The sequence below is a fragment of the Pseudovibrio sp. Tun.PSC04-5.I4 genome (genome assembly GCF_900104145.1).
Classification (GTDB): domain Bacteria; phylum Pseudomonadota; class Alphaproteobacteria; order Rhizobiales; family Stappiaceae; genus Pseudovibrio.
On the sequence record NZ_FNLB01000001.1, the window covers coordinates 211,024 to 231,400 of the forward strand.

17 protein-coding genes are annotated in these 20,377 nt (G+C 49.2%); 8 read left to right on the top strand and 9 right to left on the bottom strand.

All coding sequences use genetic code 11. The features are described 5' to 3' along the window. Positions 1 to 8: 8 nt before the first annotated feature. The 7 genes from BLS62_RS01050 to BLS62_RS01080 form a co-directional block, all read right to left on the bottom strand. Complete coding sequence (locus tag BLS62_RS01050) at positions 9 to 1,478, bottom strand: tagaturonate reductase (RefSeq protein WP_093175496.1); 1,470 nt, start codon at positions 1,476 to 1,478, stop codon at positions 9 to 11. A gap of 35 nt (positions 1,479 to 1,513) precedes the next feature. Beyond that, positions 1,514 to 2,980, bottom strand: a complete 1,467-nt coding sequence (locus tag BLS62_RS01055; protein ID WP_093175501.1) for a UxaA family hydrolase — start codon at positions 2,978 to 2,980, stop codon at positions 1,514 to 1,516. Between the two features lie 109 nt (positions 2,981 to 3,089). After that, complete coding sequence (locus BLS62_RS01060) at positions 3,090 to 4,391, bottom strand: TRAP transporter large permease (protein WP_093175506.1); 1,302 nt, start codon at positions 4,389 to 4,391, stop codon at positions 3,090 to 3,092. Then, a complete protein-coding gene (locus tag BLS62_RS01065; protein ID WP_093175511.1) occupies positions 4,391 to 4,936 on the bottom strand; it encodes a TRAP transporter small permease in 546 nt (181 codons plus the stop codon). Before BLS62_RS01065 ends, BLS62_RS01060 begins: the two co-directional genes overlap by 1 nt. 97 nt (positions 4,937 to 5,033) lie before the next feature. Further along, the gene (locus BLS62_RS01070) at positions 5,034 to 6,026 is read right to left on the bottom strand and encodes a TRAP transporter substrate-binding protein (protein WP_093175516.1); all 993 of its coding nucleotides are present in this window, start codon (positions 6,024 to 6,026) and stop codon (positions 5,034 to 5,036) included. A 520-nt stretch (positions 6,027 to 6,546) separates the two neighbouring features. Beyond that, positions 6,547 to 7,275, bottom strand: a complete 729-nt coding sequence (locus BLS62_RS01075; protein ID WP_093175521.1) for an FCD domain-containing protein — start codon at positions 7,273 to 7,275, stop codon at positions 6,547 to 6,549. 605 nt (positions 7,276 to 7,880) lie between these two features. Further along, positions 7,881 to 8,603: a MurR/RpiR family transcriptional regulator gene (locus BLS62_RS01080; RefSeq protein WP_093176880.1), complete on the bottom strand. Its 723-nt coding sequence runs from the start codon at positions 8,601 to 8,603 to the stop codon at positions 7,881 to 7,883. Positions 8,604 to 8,827: 224 nt separating this feature from the next. Between BLS62_RS01080 and BLS62_RS01085 the strand changes: the two genes are divergently transcribed. From BLS62_RS01085 to BLS62_RS01110, 6 genes are all read left to right on the top strand, one after another. Continuing rightward, on the top strand, positions 8,828 to 10,318 hold the full coding sequence (locus BLS62_RS01085; RefSeq protein ID WP_093175524.1) for an FAD-binding oxidoreductase: 1,491 nt from the start codon (positions 8,828 to 8,830) through the stop codon (positions 10,316 to 10,318). 93 nt (positions 10,319 to 10,411) lie between these two features. After that, positions 10,412 to 11,710 (top strand): MFS transporter, encoded by a 1,299-nt coding sequence (locus BLS62_RS01090; protein ID WP_093175529.1) that lies wholly within the window; start codon positions 10,412 to 10,414, stop codon positions 11,708 to 11,710. After that, on the top strand, positions 11,710 to 12,504 hold the full coding sequence (locus BLS62_RS01095; RefSeq protein WP_093175533.1) for an electron transfer flavoprotein subunit beta/FixA family protein: 795 nt from the start codon (positions 11,710 to 11,712) through the stop codon (positions 12,502 to 12,504). The genes BLS62_RS01090 and BLS62_RS01095 overlap by 1 nt, the downstream gene beginning before the upstream one ends. A gap of 1 nt (position 12,505) precedes the next feature. Next, entirely contained in the window at positions 12,506 to 13,462 is a 957-nt protein-coding gene (locus tag BLS62_RS01100; RefSeq protein ID WP_093175538.1) for an electron transfer flavoprotein subunit alpha/FixB family protein, read from the top strand. Further along, positions 13,449 to 14,228: an SDR family NAD(P)-dependent oxidoreductase gene (locus BLS62_RS01105; RefSeq protein WP_093175543.1), complete on the top strand. Its 780-nt coding sequence runs from the start codon at positions 13,449 to 13,451 to the stop codon at positions 14,226 to 14,228. Before BLS62_RS01100 ends, BLS62_RS01105 begins: the two co-directional genes overlap by 14 nt. 20 nt (positions 14,229 to 14,248) lie before the next feature. Beyond that, positions 14,249 to 15,688 carry an FGGY-family carbohydrate kinase gene (locus tag BLS62_RS01110; RefSeq protein WP_093175547.1) on the top strand — a complete coding sequence of 480 codons (1,440 nt, stop codon included), beginning with the start codon at positions 14,249 to 14,251 and terminating at the stop codon, positions 15,686 to 15,688. A gap of 287 nt (positions 15,689 to 15,975) precedes the next feature. Here BLS62_RS01110 and BLS62_RS01115 read toward each other — a convergent pair whose 3' ends face one another. Next, positions 15,976 to 16,200 (bottom strand): transposase, encoded by a 225-nt coding sequence (locus BLS62_RS01115; RefSeq protein WP_143521470.1) that lies wholly within the window; start codon positions 16,198 to 16,200, stop codon positions 15,976 to 15,978. Positions 16,201 to 16,224: 24 nt separating this feature from the next. Next, the gene (locus BLS62_RS30640) at positions 16,225 to 16,479 is read right to left on the bottom strand and encodes a hypothetical protein (RefSeq protein WP_143521471.1); all 255 of its coding nucleotides are present in this window, start codon (positions 16,477 to 16,479) and stop codon (positions 16,225 to 16,227) included. A gap of 352 nt (positions 16,480 to 16,831) precedes the next feature. Here BLS62_RS30640 and BLS62_RS01125 point away from each other — a divergent pair, with 352 nt between their 5' ends. Together BLS62_RS01125 and BLS62_RS01130 are read left to right on the top strand one after the other, a co-directional pair. Then, positions 16,832 to 18,157: an MFS transporter gene (locus BLS62_RS01125; protein ID WP_093175557.1), complete on the top strand. Its 1,326-nt coding sequence runs from the start codon at positions 16,832 to 16,834 to the stop codon at positions 18,155 to 18,157. Positions 18,158 to 18,168: 11 nt separating this feature from the next. After that, entirely contained in the window at positions 18,169 to 20,373 is a 2,205-nt protein-coding gene (locus BLS62_RS01130; RefSeq protein WP_208990631.1) for a TonB-dependent receptor, read from the top strand. The last annotated feature ends 4 nt before the right edge of the window (positions 20,374 to 20,377 follow it).

Genomic DNA, 20,377 nt, shown 5'->3' on the forward strand with positions numbered 1-20,377 from the left:
GAAATGACTTATACGAGTGTCAAAACCGACCATTGGTCTAGACGTTCAAGGCTAAATGGCTCGGCCTGCAAGAAGGTGAGCGCCTCCCTCACCAACGACACCAATCCATCGCTTTCCAATGATTTACCCCAGAACGCTTCTTCCCCCAGATAGGCACGGATCATTGCGTCTTGTCCTGCGGATTGCTCCAGAGACTTGAGTGCCTCAAACCGAGCAATCGTGTCATCTGAATCGCGTGGCTGCAGATCAGCGGCCTGTGAGAATTTGCCGGCGTAGAACGCTAGCCATGCAGCCAATGACAGAGCCATACGGCGTGGTGGCTTGCCGTTTGCAGCGAGGTATTTTTCAAAACGAGGCAAATTGCGGGTCTGGAATTTGCTGATTCCGTTGAGCGAAATATCGTGCCAGCGATGCTTGATATAGGGGTTCGCAAATCGACGTAGAACTTCAGAACTGAATTCAACAATCTCCGCTTCGGGCAGAGAAAGAAATGGCATAATTTCGTCATCCAGCATGCCCTTTAGAAAGGCACTGCCGGAAGAGTTTTCAATTGCGGTTTGCACGATTTCGGTGCCGGACAACAAGGCCAGCGGGCAGAAGCCAGTATGAGCACCATTCAAAATGGCCACCTTGCGCTCTTTATATCCGTCAGCATTGGCCGTTATCAGTGTACCCTCGTCATGTTCGCCCAATGGCAACAAAAGATCTGGTTGACCCTCACGTTTCTCAATCACTAGAAAGTGGAAGAGTTCTGCTGTCACCATCAATGGGTCGTCATAACCAAGTTCAGCTTTCAACGCTTCAGCTTCTTCCCGCGGATATCCAGGAACAATACGATCAACCAATGTGTTGTAAAACGCAGAGTTTTCGCCAATCCAATTGATGAAGGAAGTCGGCAAACCCCAATCGTGAGCATGCAGCAAAACAGTTTTTTCGAGATTGTCACCGTTCTTGTCGATCAACTCACAGGGAAGAAACTGGAAACCCGGCGCCAGCTCTTCTCCGCAACTTTTAAACCGCTCCAGCAGGAGGCGCGTCACCTTTGCAGGAAAGGAAACTGGCGGCTCGTCCTGCAATTGACATTCTGCAATATACGTGATGCCGGCTTCTGTCGTATTGGAGATGACCGTTGTGAAGTTAGTATTGTGCGCAAGCTCTAGTGTTGCTTGCCAATCAGTCGCTGCAGAGATTTCACGGCGAACACAGGCGATTTGCCTTACATCAGAAGCAGGATGCCCCTTTGCATCCACACCGCGGGTGATCGCGGTGTATACGCCATCGGAGTCATTGAGGGAGAAGGGAATGCCACCATCAATAGGGCGAACAACCACAACCCCGAAATCAGTTCCCGCCATTTCGTTCATGTGGTCAATTTTCCAGTCCATAAAGGCCCGAAGAAAATTGCCTTCACCAAACTGAATCACGCGTTCTGTTGGACGGGGCCGCCCGCCCAGAATCTCAGCTGAAATGCGCTTCATGGTTTTCTCCCTATATTTTATCGTAGCCAGTTTGGTTAAAGCGTAACGCCGGTTTTGAAAATTACGATCTCTTGCATGCGATTGATCTCATTCAATGTTTTTCGGCCACTGGCCACATCCATCAAGTAACTGGCAAAATTATTTGAAACCAAATCCTTGTCCGTATCTTCCTGCACCAACGCACCAGCAGAAAAATCGATCCAATGTTTTTTTCTATCAGCCAACTCGGAGTTAGAAGCCACTTTCACTGTTGGGATGACCGTCCCGAGAGGATTGCCGCGACCTGTTGTAAACAGCACCAAATGACAACCCGTAGCTGCGAGAGAGGTGATTGCTGTTCCGTCATTGCCAGGAGCTTCAAGCAAATTCAGGCCGGACTTGGTCAGACGGCCCTGATAGCGCAGAACGTCCGTCACGATAGCCGTTCCAGCTTTTTGCGTGCAGCCGAGTGACTTCTCTTCCAATGTCGTAATGCCGCCATCCTTGTTCCCAGGAGACGGATTTTCGTAGATTGGTTGATTGTGGTCGATGAAGTACTGCTTGAAATCATTGATCAGAGAAACAATGTCCGCAAACACCGATTGGTTCTCTGCCCGCGCCATGAGGATGCGCTCAGCACCAAACATCTCTGGCACCTCCGTTAATACGGTGGTGCCTCCCCTGCTACAGAGCCAATCTGAGAATGCCCCCAGCAAGGGGTTGGCGGTGATACCTGAAAACCCATCGGAGCCACCACATTTCAAACCCACACGCAGGCGATTGACGCCAACTGGTACACGCTTGTCAGACTTCAGGTTCTTGGCGAGGTCTTGCAGATGACGATAGGCAGTCTCAAACTCATTATCAGTATCCTGCGCTATCATGCAACGCAGCCGGGATGGATCAGGCATATCGAGCCCATCCAAAAACTCTTTGAGTGTGTTGTTCTCACACCCCAACCCCATCACAAGCACACCACCAGCATTTGGGTGCATCACCAGATTTTGCAGGATAGTGCGGGTGTTGATGTGGTCATCTCCCAACTGGGAGCAACCAAAAGGATGAGCCAGCACAGTGACCTGTGTGCCCTCAGGAAGGGTTTCCGTTCCTTCAAACTGACGAGCAACGGAATGAGCTATCCCATTTACGCACCCTACAAGGGGAACGATCCAGAGATCATTGCGGATACCGATATCACCATTGGCCCGCTCATAGGCTTGTATTTGGGGGATTTCCTGCTCAGTTTTAAGGCGCTCTGGTGTGCCGGAATAAGTGTAAATCTCATCGGTGCCCAAACCGGTTTTCAAGTTGTGAGAGTGAATATGCTCCCCGCACCTTATTGCGGTGCGAGCCTTACCAATAGAGGCTCCGTACTTTATTACGTGGTCACCCTGGGCAATGTTATTGAGCGCAATTTTATGACCCGCGGGGATATCCTGAAGCAGTCGAACTCCCTCAACAACCTCATTCTTCTTGAATGGTTTTAGCGCGATAAGAACAGTGTCATCGCGATGAATTTGCATGTGTGATCTCACGGCGACTCCAGACCTTGGCTCTGCGTGCTTTGTGCACGGGCGTTATTGTTTAACTTCTAGGGGGAGACGAAGGGTGTTTGCACACCCCTCGTGCTGGTTAGTGCATACCAAACAAATTTGGTAGGAAGAGCGAGAGCTCAGGGATGTAGATGATCGCCATAAGTGCAACCAACAAGGCGCCAAAGAAAGGTAGCATTGGCCGGATCATCTCGTGCAGTTTGACACCTGAGACAGAGCACCCGACGAAAAGAGCAGCCCCAACAGGTGGAGTGCAGAGGCCAATACAGAGGTTGGCAACCAGCATGATACCGAAGTGGACCGGATCCATGCCGAGACTCTTAGCGATTGGCAAGAAGATTGGCGTGAAGATCAGAACCGCTGGCGTCATATCCATGAACACACCTACAATGAGCAGGATCACGTTGATAATCAGCAGAATAACAAATGGGTTTTCCGAAACTGCGAGCAGCGCGTCAGTGATCATGTAAGGGATGTCTGCGCGGGTCATAACCCAGGACATGCCAATTGAGATCGCAATCAGAACCAAGACAATTGACGTGGTAACAACAGCGTCAAGCAACAGCTTGGGAAGCTGACGTGGTTTGATCTCACGGTACACAATCACAGAAAGGAAAAACGCATAAACAACCGCGATTGCAGACGCTTCAGTTGCTGTAAATACACCACCCAGAATACCGCCCATAACGATGATTACCAGCAGCAAGCTTGGAATCGCATCCCATGTCACCTTCAACGCCTGTTTAAAGGTCGGACTTTCGGCAACCGGATATCCTCTACGCTTGGCAATGATGCTGCCCACCGTCATGAGGCTCAGGCCCATCAATATGCCTGGGAGATAACCAGCCATAAACAACGTAGCAACAGAGACCCCACCGGCGGTCAATGCATAAATGATCAACACGTTAGACGGTGGAATAAGCAGGCCCGTGATGCAAGAGGTCACATTCACAGCGGCTGAGTACGCAGGATGATAGCCAGCTTCTTTCTGCAAGGGCGCCATAGTGCCGCCGACAGCCGCCGCCGCCGCTGTTGCAGAACCAGAGATGGAGCCAAACAGCATGTTCGCCATAATGTTGACGTGCGCCAGAGAACCCGGCATGCGGCCAACAAGGATCTGCGAAAACCTGATCAGGCGGATGGCAATTCCGCCGCTGTTCATCAATACGCCCGCCAAAATGAAGAACGGAATCGCCAATAGAGCGAAACTATCCAATCCGGCAACCATACGCTGACTGATGACAGCAAGAATAACTTCAATAGGCATCATCATTGCACCAGCAACGATGGCGGAAACACCAAGTGAGAATGCGATAGGTACGCCAGTAAACACGAGGAAGAAAAAGGACCCAAAGAGAGCGAATGCTACATACCACTCCATCACGCAGCTCCATCCTGTTTGAGATCATGGGAGAGTTCAGGTGCGCCTGCTTTTTGCGCTGAACTGAATAAGGTGCGAAGAGCTTCTACAGTAAAGTGAAGAGAATAAATCACAATCACCGTCCCACTGAGCGGCAGCACCATATAGATGTATTCCATTGGTAAAAGCATAGCTGGAGAGAGTTGACCAGTGGCTTGAACTTTCAAGAGAAGACGCATTCCACCGAAGATCATCGTCGCTGCCGCAAATCCACCAACGACCAAATTGGTGTAGGCGACACACAGCAGTTTTTTGCGACCTGTCAGCTGACCAGTGAAGAGATCAATCGCCAAATGACGTTGTGCACCTACACAATATGCACCACCCAAGAGGCCGACCCAGATCATAGCAAATCGGGCGATTTCATCAGTAGAGGTGCTTGGCTGTCCAAGGACATAACGGCTTACGACTTGCCAGGTAACGCAAACCACCAGCAACGCCATAACCGACACGCTGAAAGCAGCAATGACTAGGTCTATGAATTTTTTGAGTTTATTTGGAAGCATGACGCCTCTCCAAAACGAAGGCAAACATGAGGCAACTCAAGTGTCGCTGCCAGAAAAAGGAGGGACGCAATGCCTCCCCCCCCATATTTTCGCGAGACTATTTGCCTACAGCTTCGATGCGCTCGATCCATGAGTATTTTTTTGGATCTTTTTTGGCGTCATCGTAAATTGGCTGCAATGCTTCACGGAACGCAGTTTTATCAACTTTGTAGAAGGTTGCGCCAGACTCAGCTGCTTTCTTGCGAGAGTTCGCAACTTCCTTTTCCCAAAGCACCTGCTCGAATTTTTCTGACATCTCAGCGGTTTTCATGAGGATTTCACGCTGTTCTTCAGAAAGAGCTTCCCATGTCTGGGTTGCAATCACGAGGTAATCCGGCACAGAGGTGTGACGATCCTCGGAGTAATGTTTTGCAACTTCAACATGGCGGGTCTGGTAGTAGGATGGCTCATTGTTTTCAGCACCATCAATAACGCCCTGTTGCAGAGCGGTGTAGACTTCACCAAAAGAGATCGGCGCAGGAGAACCGCCAAGAAGCTCAATCATCTTATTGGTTGTTGGCGTGGAAACAACGCGGATTTTCATGCCCTTCATATCGGCAGGAGACTGAATTGGTTTACCAGCGTAGAAACTACGCTCACCAGCAACGTATCCAGCGATCGGAAGGAAGCCCTTTTCCTTAGGCAACTGCATTAATTCGCGACCAATTTCTCCAAAGAGAACCTGATTGAAATGCTCTTGGGAACGGAACAAGTAAGGCATGCTGAAAACCGAGAATGCGCTCTCAAAAGCTTCCATTTCACTGGCAGAACCTTTGGTCATGTCCAGCGCACCCTGCTGAAGCATTTCCAGCGTTTCGCGGGGGCCACCCATCTGTCCACCTGGGTAGATGCGCAGCTTCATTTTGCCGCCGGACAATTCCTTCATGTCAGCAGCCATTTTATCAAGTGTCTGTGCAACAACATGGCTAGGGTCAAGGTTGTGTGCGAGACGCAGTGTGACTGCTTCCAGCGCAAAAGCAGAAACTGATGACAGTGCAGCAGGTAGTGCAACAATCAGGCCGAGAGCGAGCATTGAATATTTTTTGGTCATGTGATCCCAATCTTCAGCAGACCCACTTTCAACCCGAAAAATGCAGTGTCGTATTGATTTGAAGCAGCCCAACACAGTGCATATTCATGATGAAAATTTGTTCTACCAAAACCTCCGATACGAATTAGACAGTTTAGATTTCCCGATGCACTAGTTCCGTCCAAAGAACTTGGCACTAAAAGTTGTTATACCAATTATTTTGAATTAGCAAATCAGAGTTGTATGGATTGAGCGCAGATGAATTGGATAGCGTTAAGTAAGAACTCCTACTAACTTAGTAAAAATTCTACAAAATCAATAAGATAACACGATTAACGCACAATATTGTCGCAGGCACAGCTCAGCGGCGTTGCGTTGTTGTGGAACCGCGTGCAGTCACAATTTTCAGTTATGGAAGTTTTTGTTATACCAATTCTTGAATCATTGAACCGGGTACAATGCTGCAAACGGCAAAGTAGATGACCTTTACGATCCACCCACCCATGTCATTCAACGGCTTAAAGCTTGGAGAGGATTAATTTCATTCATCCAATGCAGACGAAGCATTATAAAGTGCATTTTTCGTGCTCTCAATATGATTCCACATTGCGTTATAAGCCCGCTTGGGGTTACGAGCGCCAATTGCCTCAACGATTTCCTGGTGTTCCTTATACCAGCTGTTCAGATCTTTGACTTCGATGTGCTTGTGCAAATTCATCCAAAGCGGGTTCTTCTTTCGGCCATGCCAGAGAAACTCAACCAATAACGTAAGCACTGGGTTCCCTGATGAACGAGCCAACTGAATATGAAACTCTTTATCCCATTCAGAATCGCGGGCTTGGTCTTCTGAAGCCGCTGATTTCTGGATATCTTTGAGCGCTTCAAGATCCTCAGGCGTTGCATAAACCGCAGCAAGTTCGACAATCAAGCACTCCACCTGCTGACGAGCTTCCAACATTTCGAAAGGTCCAGTTTCCTGAAGGCCCTCGATGAGATGACGAAGAGCCTTCTCCGCCTCACCTGTTACTGGCTTAGCTGAACTGGAGTGATCAGCGATGATATGAATTCCAGAGCCCTTGCGAACGGAAACGATGCCTTCAATTTCCAGCATTATGATGGCTTCACGCACCACAGTACGGCTAATGCCCAACTCCTGCCCAATCACTCGTTCTGGCGGCAACTTCCCGCCAACGGGATATTCTCCACTCGCAATTCTGCTTTTCAACGTTTCGCCAATGGATTGGTAGAGTCTGTTTGAAGGAATGTTCATAAATTGCCGCTGCACTAGGTAGTATGAAATCAATTAGATAACATAGTTAGCTCTGATATTCTTGTCTTCTGAAAGACTACGTGCAAACACAAATTTGCGACACAACCCAGCAAGGATAGGCTTTCTCAACGAAGGCGACAACCTTGTCCGAAAATTGGAGGTGCCTCAAGGTGCTATAACGCTAACTTTGGCACCAATCTGGGCCGTTGCTTCTGTAGCATGACTTCAGCTCCGACTAAATCCAACTTAACGTGGCAACACCCATAATCTGCCCCATGGCGTATGTAATGCGATCCTGCTGCCTCTGGTTGGTGAGTTCAACGCAGAGCAAGTGCCTCAACGATCTAAAGATGTTGCTGTTGCCCTTGGCGGTGATATGACCGACCTTTCAGCGGAGTAAGGCGCAGCGATGTGCTAAACGCTTTTCGTCACCCTAGAGATTTTTTCTTCAAAAAACAGTTCGCAACCGGCTTCGTCCGACCTGGACAACTGACTTTCCAGCGTCTGACCCTTTGTTGAGACGCCCGCGGAACCAATCTTCACGCAACACCCCAATTACGGCTATGTAATGAAGGGGCCAAGGTGGAATTGTGCAACAGCGCCCTTCAAGGCAATGTCTTAGTGGTTCGTTGTCTCATCAGCTCCCGAATAACTTCTTCCATAAAAATGAAAAAGAGGGTCCTGGTCTTTTCATAAGGTCGTAAATCACTTGGTTGGGTGTCATTGGTCAAACAAAAGATCTTATCAAATTGCTTTACGATCGATGGATTGTACTCTTCAACAATGATTGCCACATCTCCGCCCTTCTCTTTTGTGTTCTGGTAGATTTCCTCGAAGGACTTGAAAGTACCGGTCACTGTAAAGATGAGCAGTAGAGTTTTTTCATCGGTCATGGAAAATGCAGATAGCTCGTCCGGGACCGCTATCGTAACTTTGTTAGTGCAGACCTTAAGCTTGTATTCAAAATACTGTGCACACAGATACGACGGCCCATACCCCAGGAGCACAAGCTTGTCGCTTGCATTTATCAGTTCGGCGATCTCGCTTACTTTTGTGCTGTCAAAGCCCTCTATGAAATGCTGAAGCCGGGTCAATTCGGAAGAATGGTTCGTCTCAGGTAATTTTTTCCCATACAGAAAATCAAGATACTGCTTGTAGTTGCTGAAGCCGAGTTTCTTGGCAAACTTGGATATCTTGGAGACTGAACAGTCGCACAAATTTGCAGCTTCAGCGATGCGAATGGTGTCGACTGTCTTGCTGTGCTCTGAGAGAGACGAATGAATCCTCAGTTCCAGCGGGTTCAAAGCATCGAAGTCAATTTTGATCATGAAAAATTCCAAATTGCAATTGGCGATGAGATTAGCAGGAAACCGATCAATAGCACAGAGGAGGTGGAAAATTTTCCAATTCAATAATGGAAAATTTTCCATTAAACAATATTTATGTGCAATAAATAGGAAAATCTTCCATTAATTCTTGATTGAATCGCAATCCTTCAGTACCGTTCTTCACACATTGAAGAAATTTTCCAATTCGTGCGGGAGTAAGAGACTTGGATTCTAAGACTGTTTTGGACCATTTAGCGAAAATCATAGCCCCAGATCAGATCAATACGAATGAGGAGGATCTGTATGAGGCTTCTGCGGACAGGTATAAGAAATATGCCAAGGCAAGGAAGGTCTTGGACGTTCCAGCACCGATAGCTATCGTCTACCCAAAGAGTGCTGAGGAAGTCAGTGAGCTATTAAAGTTCTGCAATGACAACAGCATCAATGTGATCCCCCGCGCTGGCATGACCGCGACAGAGGGCGGACTTGAGAACTGGAAAGAAACCACCCTCGTTGTTGATACGCTGCACCTGGACAAAATCATAAAAATCGATCCATACAACAGCCAGGTTACAGTGCAGGCTGGTGTTCTCTTGCAGGAGCTTGAAGACGAGTTACGCAAGATTGGTTACACCACAGGTCATTCACCTCAGTCCAAGCCTGTTGCCAAATACGGCGGTCTGGTCGCGACCCGGAGCATTGGTCAGTTTTCAACTCTCTACGGTGGGATTGAAGACATGGTTGTTGGTCTGGAATGTGTGTTCCCAGACGGTCATATCTCCCGAATTAAAAATGTTTCACGTCGCGCTGGTGGCCCAGACATCCGGCACATTGTCATTGGTAACGAAGGCGCACTTTGTTACATCACCGAGGTCACCGTCAAGATCTTCAAGTACTATGGCGAAAACAACAAGTTCTACGGTTACCTGACCAAAGACATCGAAACCGGTATCAAGATCCTTCGTGAAGTTATGGTCAATGGATTCCGCCCATCCGTTGCCCGCGCCTATTCCGAGGAAGATGCAGCTCAACATTTCTACCATTTCCATGAGGGCAAGTGCATTGTGCTGTTCATGGCAGAAGGTCCAGAGGGCATCGTTAAGGCCACCGGAGAAGCCATCGAAGAGGCCGTCAAAAAGTTCGAGGACGGTATCGAGAAGCAGGTGGACAGCTCACTGATTGAAGGTTGGTTTAACAACCTGAATTGGTCGCAGCAGGACATCGATGATGAATTTGAGGAAATGCGTCAGGGCAATTCCCACGCAGGGTACACAACTGAGATCTCTGCGGATTGGAAAACCATCCCGATCATCTACAAGAATGTCATAGAACGGGTGCGTTCCGAATTTGAACGGGCTGAGGACATCACTATGTTGGGCGGTCACTCCTCCCATAGTTACCTCAACGGCACCAATATGTACTTCGTGTACAACTACAAGATCCACTGCGAGCCGGAAGATGAGTTGATCACCTACCACCATCCTATCCAGAAGATCATTGTGGAAGAGACCCTTAAGCATGGCGGTTCCATGTGTCACCACCACGGCATCGGCAAATTCCGGAGTGAGTGGACTGGTGCAGAGCACGGTTCCGCTTACTACATGCTCGAAAAACTCAAAGAAGCCTTCGATCCGAAAGGCATCATGAATTACGGAACAATCTACCCGCAGGATGAGATGAAAAAATACATCTACCAGCAGGAGACAGATTCCTAGGAATGAGCACATCACTAAGGGCACTGGCAGGAAACTTGGGAGCGCAGAGCTTCCTGCCAGTCTACTTCAAATCCAATATCTGGGAGGATATCTATGCACAAGGATAACTTGAAACGTTATTTTCAGTTCTTTCTGATCGTGATTGCCGCGGGGGCCATTTACCCGGTCATCTATCTCAGAACGAATTATCAGGAAACTATTCTCGAAGTGTTCAATCTGGCACTTCCTGATTTAAATAATTTCTATTCTGTTTTGGGCCTGGCTTTTGTCTTTGGTTACATTCCCAGCGGCCTGCTTAGCGATAAGTTTTCTGCCAAATGGCTCATCTCCATCTCACTGATAGGTACGGCAATCTGTGGTTTCTGGTTCGGTACGGTGCCTGACCAATCGCAGGTCCGGATAATTTTCTTGCTTTGGGGTTTCTTCGCAGTCTTCACATTCTGGAGCTCTCATATGAAGATTGTGAAGATGCTTGCCAGAACCTCTGAAGAGGGGCGTTTCTTTGGTATTCTCGACGGTGGTCGCGGTGTTGTTGAAGCTCTCATGGGCACGATCGGTCTTGCTGTTTTTGCTGCTGTTCTTGGCTCAAGCGAACTCCTTGTCGATAAGTCTTCTGCGCTTGTTTCTGTTATCAATCTTTATTCCGCTATCGTGCTTGCAGCTGCCGTTCTCATCATCATCTTTGTTGAAAGCGAAGAAAATCTGGCGCGTCACGCTGAAGGTAGCGGTGACCGTTCTGAAGCAGAAAAATTCCAGCTTCGCGATGTCGCCAAACTCCTGAAGAACAAAAACGTGTTCCTCATGGGTAGCATTATCTTCATGGGCTATGCGGTTTTCTGGACTGTTTACTACCTTGGTGGGTTCATGCAGACAAACGCTGGTGTTGACGCTGTTACGGTCGGCATTGTCATGACTGTTGTCTTGTGGATGCGTCCTGTAGGTGGTTTCATTGGTGGTTATCTTGCCGACCGTATTGGGCGCGCAAAAACGATCTGCGGTGCCGTACTCGGGTCTTCCACCTTGCTGGTGATCGTCGCAATCATGCCGCTCGACTCAAAACCGTTGTTGTTCGTTATCATCGTTGCACTTGGTGCTTTCCTTTATGCAATCCGGGGCACTTACTGGTCTTTGCTGGGCAGATGTCAGATTGATGCGGTGATGATGGGTACAGCCATCGGGGTGATCTCCTTCATGGGTTACCTTCCGGATATCATCCTGCCACAGCTGAATTCCTACTTGTGGAACGTCTTTGGTGCGACTGGTGGATACAATGCCTACTTCATCGTGAGTGCCGGGTTTGGTGTGCTCGGTGGCATACTGGCTCTGGTCCATCTCAAGTTGAACAGTGAAGTTGAAGCTGAAGCTGAGCTGAAACCGGTACTAGAAAGCTGATGAAACTAATCTGTGTCGTAAAATTTGTTCCGGATGTGGATGGCTTTGAATATGACCATGAGAAGCATGTCCTCATCCGGGAGAGTAGCCGGTTAAAAATTAACCCGGACGATGAGTGCGCCATTGGGTTTGCGCTTAAGATGAAGAAGAAACATCCTGATATGTTCATCGAAGTGCTCACTATGGGGCCTAAATCGATCACTCCATTGCTCGAAGATATCCTTCGTGTTGGTGTCGACCGAGGAACCATCATCTCCGACAAATTATACGCCGGTAGCGATACCTGGGTTACGAGCAGGATTTTAGGGAGGTACCTCGCCTCAGCCGACTACGATTGTATCTTAACGGGCAGTCATGCCGCTGATGGCGACACATCCCATGTACCACCACAGATCGCGGAGCTTTTGGGGCACAGTCAGCTTTCCTGCATCACCAGAGTTGATGAGGACGCGTTTGGGACGTCCAGCGCACTGGTTGAAGTTGAAGATGATAAATCCCTGACATCCTATGAGCTGGATATGCCAGCTGTCCTGAGCTTTACGCGAAAGAGCGGCTATCGACTTCCTTTTGCCCGTTACAAGAACCGGGATAATGACGTCTCACAGAAACTGATTTGCCTGAGCAATGAAGATTTGGGGTTCAGCAAGACCGAAGTCGGCCTCAAAGGGTCGCAAACCAAAGTCGCCCGAGCCTACACAAGAAAGTTTGAGAGTGGGCCACGGCTTGAGCTCCTCAACGATAAAAACGGCATTGATACGGTCTTTAACTTCCTGAAAGAAAAGCGGTTTATCTGATATGCATCGCGCGCTTATATATGTAGAGCAAGGGCACAAAAAGGATGCTGATGACCTGCTGGAAGTGGCAAGGCAGATCCATGGAGATGCGCCCTGTGAAACTTATGCGCTGGTGATCAACGGTGACGTTGAAGCTCTGATCGGCAAGTTCGACACGATCCTTTTGGTGCAAGATGAGAATATCAGGAATTACGACCAGTTGGCGGTTGCCGATGTCGTTGCAGCCTTACATCAGGAGCACGACTTCAGCAGCATCATAGTTGCAGGCACACAATGGGGACGGATGCTTGCCCCAAGAGTAGCCATGCAGCTTGGAACTGGTTTGGTCGCGGATGTGACGGAAATCGTCCACCACGACGAAAAGTTGCAGCTCGTTCGTCCAGCTTACAGCGGCAGGATGATGGCATGTATTGAGATTACGGGAAATGGACCTGTGATGCTGACGGTGAGACCGGGAGTCTTTCGTTATGCTGGTGGTCCACTCAAAACGACAAAAATCCTTCAGGCCGAAGGGATCACATACAGGACCGGAGGAATCCGGCAGATCCAGTCGCAGAGCAAGAAGGTTGAGTACGATATTTGTGACAGCGATGTCCTGATTTCCGGTGGAGGTGGGGTCGCTAAAGATTTCGAGGCGCTGAAGCCTTTGGCGCGGGCACTAAGAGGAAAAGTTTCCGCAAGCAGGGCGATTGTCGATAGGGGCCTCGTTTCCAGAAATGTACAAGTTGGTCAGTCCGGTAAAACGGTCAGCCCCAGACTGTACATGGCCTTGGGCATCCATGGTGCGATACAGCATGTCGTAGCCCTTCAGGATGTCGACTACATCATCTCCGTCAACACCAATGTGAATGCACCAATCTGCAGTCTTTCAGACATTGTTGTCGAAGGCGATGCCATAACTTTTGTTGAAAATTTGCTAAAAAAAATAAGGGAGGAGCAGGGTAATGGAACTCACTGATTTCAACATGGATTTCTTTTCTCTGAAGGGGAAAAACGCAATTGTAACCGGCGGCAACGGCGGGTTGGGGCAAGCATTTTGTATGGCCCTTGCAAAGGCAGGCGCAAACATTTTGGTGCCAAGCCTTCAAGATGATGACGGGACAACCCAAAAGCTGATCGAAAGCTGCGGCGTTGAATACAAGTTCATGCAAGCTGACATCACTGCGGAGGGTGAATGTAAGCGTGTGGTGGACGAGTGCGTGACGACATGGGGCAGCGTTGATATTCTGGTAAACTGCGCTGGTATCAGCATCAACGAGCAGGATGTAACCAAGTATGGTCGCACACAGTGGGACAAGATGGTTGCCGTGAACCTGACCGCAGCCTTTGAGATGATCCACGAATCCTGCAAATACATGATCAAGCAGGAAAGCGGCAAGATCATCAACATCGCCTCCCTGTTTTCCTTCCTCGGTGGTCAGTGGTCTCCTGCCTACGCAGCCACCAAACACGGCATTGTGGGCCTGACAAAATCCATGTGCGACGAGCTTGCTCAATGGAACATTCAGGTTAACGCTATTGCTCCGGGCTACTACGCTACCCCGCTGACTGCGGAGACCCGTAAGGATGAGAAGCGCAACGCTGAGATCCTGGCTCACATTCCGGCCAACAGATGGGGTTGGACTGCTGACCTTATGGGCGCGACAGTCTTCCTGTCCAGCTCAGCCTCTGACTATGTGAACGGGACTGTTCTTACAGTCGATGGCGGATATTTGATGCGCTGATCCAGCGGTGGAGATCGACTATGAGTAAACAATACATTCTTGCCATTGATGGTGGCACCCAAAGCACCAAAGTCGCGCTGTTTGATACGGTTGGTCGGGAAATTTGCTCGCACACCGTCAAGCTGAGACCCATGGTTCTTTACGGTGACAACCGTGCCGAACACCCGGATGATGACCTCTGGGATAGCCTGAAACTTGCCTGTCACAAGGTGTTTGAGAAATTTGAAGGCGACAAAGCCCACATCATTGGTGTGGGCATGGGGTCTATCCGGTGTTGCCGCGCCTTGCTTAAGGAAGATGGCAGTCTTGTTTCGCCGGTGCAAAGCTGGATGGATCTTCGTCTTTCCAGACCCTATGAGCATGATGATGACACTGTTAAATATGTTACCACCACCACAGGATATCTGACCCACAGATTGACTGGTGAGACCAAAGATACCCGGTCAAACTATGTGGGGCCGTGGCCCATCGATCCGGTAACTTTGGAATGGATTGAGGATCAGGAGCTCTTCGATTCCTTCACCACACCGAGGGAGATGCTCTTTGGTCTGGTAGACCCGGCAAGTGTATTGGGAACCATCAATGAGTTTGCCTTCAATGCGACCGGAATTCCGCAAGGGACGCCCGTTGTCTCGACAGCCAATGACAAAGCCGTTGAGGGTCTGGGAGCTGGACTTGTTAATGACGGCACAGTTCTTGTTTCTCTGGGCACCTACATCACCTCCATGATGATTGGCGATGAAAACAAGACGGGGACTTCAGCGTTCTGGAGCAACCCGGGTGCAGCACCCGGCGAGTTCCTTTATGAAAGCAGTGGTATCCGGCGCGGTATGGCAACTGTCACCTGGATCAAAGAACTCCTTGGCGGCGATATTGTTAAGGTTGCCGAAGAACGGGGAATAACGCCGGAGGCTTATCTCAATAAGCTTGCAGCCGATGATGCTTCTCCGGGCTGTGATGGACTTTACACGGTGCTTCATTGGTTGGCTCGTCCCACGCATCTGCATGAGCGTGGCATGATGATTGGCTTTAATGGAAGCCATAAGGGTCACCACATGTTCCGGTCAGTTCTTGAGGGCATCGCGATGACCATGAAGAACAACGCGCAGGCAATGTGTGATGAACGCGGTGTTGGACCAACCAAGCTGATCGTGAGTGGCGGCGGATCCAATGGCGACCTCTTTATGCAAATCTTCGCCGATGTGTTTGGTGTGCCAGCGCTTCGCAATGAAGTGAACGGTTCTGCCAGCACCGGGGCTGCAATTTGTGTTGCCATGGCATTGGGGATCTATAAGGACCGGCAGGAATCCATAGACAAAATGGTTCGGCAACGGGATTTATTTACTCCGATCCCTGAGAACGTAGCTCTCTACAAAGAAATAAACGAGAGGGTCTACAAGCATTTGGCAACGGAGACTGACGCTATCTTGAAGAAATCACACCAAATCTTTAACAGTTAAATTTCCTGAATTCGGAAATGGACGGAGAAGGCAGACCTTCTCCGTCAGAGCTGGCTCAAGTTTTTAAACTGGCGGTCTAAGTGGATTTAGCTTCCGAAATTGGCATGATGCCAAGAACAGGAAGCCACATAAGTAGACGGGTTCTGTCGCAACTACGCCTTCAATCTAATCCAGCAATCCAAGCAATGCGGTTGAATCTCCAACATTCTCTTCCGCCAACTCGGAGCACAGGATCTCACCGGTATTGAGGTCCAGACCAGGGTGAAGTTTGCGCTAAGTTCTGAGTTTTATGCTGCTTCCATGCTTGGTTTGCTGCCATTCTCCAGCCCCCCCAAGATCTTAATGCCTGTACTATCGATTACCAGGGTTGTTGGCTCGGGTTTGGCTTGCGGTTTGGGACTTGAAAGTTTCAAGCCGCCTGAGTCGCGCGACAGGGTTGAAAAGTCGGGAACCGGTAAAGCCAACTCCATCACATGGAACACAGATCGCACAAATCCCTGTGGTTGCCGCACGCAGCCCTGACCTGTAAACAGATTTCAATGGCAAGCTCCGAAAACTTGACGGGCCGTCCACGACGTTTGTTCTCGGGGCAAACCAAGCCTTGCCACATTCTTTTCAATCCAAACCATTACATCGCTGCGACGGCGCAAGCTTTCGTTATACTCCGGCCAGTTCATCACTTTGTATTTGGCTTTGGTAAACTTATGTTGGCCAGCAGCATTGGCTTTAAACAGTATAAAGAGCATCTTCACTGATGAAAATATCAGCCAAAATCTACGAAAGAAGCGCATTTATGCAACAGCGCCATCAGCCGTGTTCATCGCAAAACGGTGGTATGCCCATACTGCTTAGGCGATGGTATCAGGGAAAAACGCCCCCCTTAAAGCGGGCAAATGAGCTCGGTATCTTTATCGGCATTTAATAACCATAAATCCAACTTCAAACAACTTGGCAATGCCTGACATCACTCCGGGGACGTTCGTCTGTCCCCCAAGTTTGGGCAGTTCGCTTTCTGGTATATTCAACAGTGCCATAAATGCCCCTTGTAAACTTGAGTATTATATTCTAGTTATTGCTTGATTTTACAAGGTCAGCCCGAACCGAGAGTTCCAGCCAGCCAGATCTTACCAATCGGATCGTATTATGGCTGGATTACAGAATAGCGCTTTAGGCGTTGGCGGGAAAAACACATCTGTACCCTTTACGAGCACTTCCAGAACACGTGTCATTACCGTGCTTGCCGGGTTGTATATTGCACAGGCCATTCCGGTTTATTTAGTAGCTGCAGCCATGCCTGCAATCTTGCGTCAACAAGGGATTAGTCTGGTTAGCATCGGCTCCATGGCACTCCTGATGCTGCCATGGGTCATTAAGTTTTTGTGGGCTCCCGTTGTCGACCGCTACTATCTGGAACGGTTCGGCAAGCGTAAGAGCTGGATTGTGCCGATGCAGCTCATTTCTGTTGCTATTATCTTCTACCTCTCCACAATCAACGTCGAAGAGCAACTGCACATCCTATTCCCATTGCTGATGGTTTTGGCACTGTCCTCCTCAACACAGGACATTGCGACAGACGGTTATGCAGTAGAGCACTTACCACCAGAAGATCAGGCATTCGGTAACGCTGTACAGGGCGGCAGCGTGGCTGCGGGGGTCCTGATCGGCGGGTCACTTTCGCTCTTCCTGTATGATTTATGGGGCTGGAGCGTTGCGTTGAAAGTCGCTGGTGGGCTAGCGTTTCTCACCCTGTTGCCACTTCTATTGCAACGAGAGAGTGAGAACCTGCGCGAAGATCAGATTGCGGACAAAGGGCATTTCAAGAAACCTTCAATCTTTCAGTTTTTCAAACGCCATAATGCCCTGATGATCCTTTGTTTTGCGCTCCTATTCCGGCTACCGGAAGGGCTTATCAAGGGCGTTGAACAAGCCTTTCTCGTGGACTTTGGCTTTAGCCTTTCCCAGATCGGCTTGGTAAGCGGTGCATCTGCTGCCTGTGTGGGTCTGGGCGGCTCTGCCATTGCCGTCCTCATCATCAAGCGACTCGGCCTCAAACCGTTTCTTTGGATCATTGGCATTTCCCGAACACTTTGCTTTGCAGGCTATGCTGTCGTTGCGCTCCTGGACCACAAAAGCATAGTGGTTCTTGTGGTTCTCTCAGCAGCCAATACCTTCATTCGTTACATGGAAATTGTTGGCCTTTATAGCGCCTTCATGCGTGTTAGCTCACTCAAACAGGCAGGCACTGACTTTACTATTCTAAGCTGCGCCAACCTTCTCGTTTACATGCTGGGAAGTGTTGCAGCTGGCGCAATTGCGCAGAACCTTGGCTACGGACCTTTGTTCTCGCTGGCCACCTGCCTTTCGCTCATCGGTATTGCGTTGAGCATGGGCTTTTTCACAAAAGCTTCGATTTCCAATGGGCCACTGGATCTCGATCACTCTCAAACAACTAAATCAGTTTCTCAATAAGGAAAAATATCGTGACGACTGTAGCGCGGGGGAGCGCTCGTTCCCTGGCACGTGTGCTGCTCTGCACCACTGCCATTTTCACCCTGTTTCAAACAACACTTAATGCTTCTGCTCAGGATCAGGCAGTTGAATCTGACGATGACCTGCGGGTTGTTGTGACCGCAAGCCGTACGGAAAAGGCCATTTCCTCCATTCCTGGCACAGTTCAGGTCATTGGCGCGGACGAACTAAAGAGCGCGATTGCAGGATCTGGTGATATCAGTACGGCGTTGGCGCGTTTGGTTCCGGGTTTTTCGCTGGATAATCAGACCCTTTCGGGTGGGGGACAAACCTTCCGTGGCCGCTCTGTGCAAATCCTCGTCAACGGCTCGCCACGAACAACGGCACTCCGTAAGCTTTCCAGAGCACTGAGCCTGATTGACCCAGACAGCATTGAGCGCATTGAGATCGTAAACGGCGCGAGCGCTATCTATGGCGATGGCGGCACCGGCGGAATCATCAACATCATCACCAAAACGGCTGAGAATGAGGGATGGTCCGGAGACCTCTCCACGACGATCTCTGCTTCTGAGCGCGATTTTGGCAATAGCCTAAGCGTAACAACAAGTCTTGGCGCTGGTTACCGTCAAGATGGCAACAGCATTCAGCTGAATGGCCAGTTCAAAAATACTGGCGATATGTTTGCGGGTAACGGTGATCGCATCCCAGAAGATCCTATCACCGGACAGGGCGGCGGCTCTGGTATTGAACAGTACAATGTATCCGGTCAAGTTGGGTTTGAAGGCGAAGCTGTTGACCTCACCATCTACGCCAATCTGGTAAAGATGGAACAGGACATTAAGTATCAGACTGATTACACCACTGATCCTGTTTCCATCGACACGAGCAATAGATACCTAGGCCTTCCGCCTATGGAAGACAGCAAGAACATCAACGCAAAGCTCAACTTCTATGAGTTGGGTGCCCTGGGTGATGCGCAAATTGAGTTGTATTACAATGATGCCGAAAAGCGGGCGGCCTATGTGCCTTACAGCATTGCCAATCCCATTGACTACGACACTGTTGCAAACCGATCTCAAACAGTACTGTTCGCAAAACAAGCTGGTATACGCACAACCATTGATACGGACCTAAGCACGATTTACGAAGGCTTGGAGCTCTCATGGGGAGCGGATTACAGCTATAACGACATCTATCAGACCCTGCCGGATGGTCAGAACATTATTTCTCCAATGACTCAGCATGGCTACGCAGGCTTTGCGCAATTAAAAGCCCCGATTGGAGATATGTTTGAAGTACGCGGCGGCATTCGTCACGAACGTTTTAATTTAAGCTTAGATAGTTTTGTGCGGCCTTCTGGACAATTCAAACATCCTACAGCGGGGGTAGATGTCGCATTAGGTGAACACACTTTCACAGCAACTGACAAGACGTACAGCGCAACTGTTTTCAATTTAGGTGGTGTAGCCCATCTTAATGATGACATAGATTTATTCGCAGGCTTTTCACAGGGGTTTTCAGTTCCAGATGTTGGTTCGTTTACTCGTCGTGTTTTACCAACAAACCCTAGAGTTGACGGTGTGTTAGACGTTTCCAAGGTCGCACCCGAAGCTGTCATCGTAAACAATTTCGAGATCGGTACACGTTACAACACTGGTCGCTTTTCCGTCGCAGCATCTGCATTCTACTCCACCTCTGACAAGGGGGTGAACTTTGATGATAAAACACAGACGGTCTCTCAAGCTGAAGAGCGGATCTGGGGTGCAGAGCTTAACTTACGCGGGAAGCTTTCCAAAGCTTGGGGCGCTGGTGCGGTACTCGCCTATAAAGAAGGTGTTTGGGATCAGAACAACGACGGTAAACTCAAAGAAGATTTGCCAAACAACCGCATCCAGTCTCCGTTCAAGGCAACTGTATTTACGGACTACAACTTCGGCAATGGATTTAGCCTGCAAGGTGAAGCTGTGGTCGGCTCTGGTCGATATGGCAAACAAGGCATCAAGTCCTCTGGTGCTGTCGTAAATTTGAGGAAACTCAAGCCAACCTTCACTTTAAATGCAAGTGGTGCTTACGCCTCTGACTACGGCGATATCCAGTTCGGCGTGACCAACATCTTCGACAGTAAGCAGGAGAACGTGACTGCAACGGCACTTCGGGACCGTGTTGTCATAGCTGAAGGCCGCCGACTCTTCGTGAAGTACAGCAAGACTTTCTAATTTT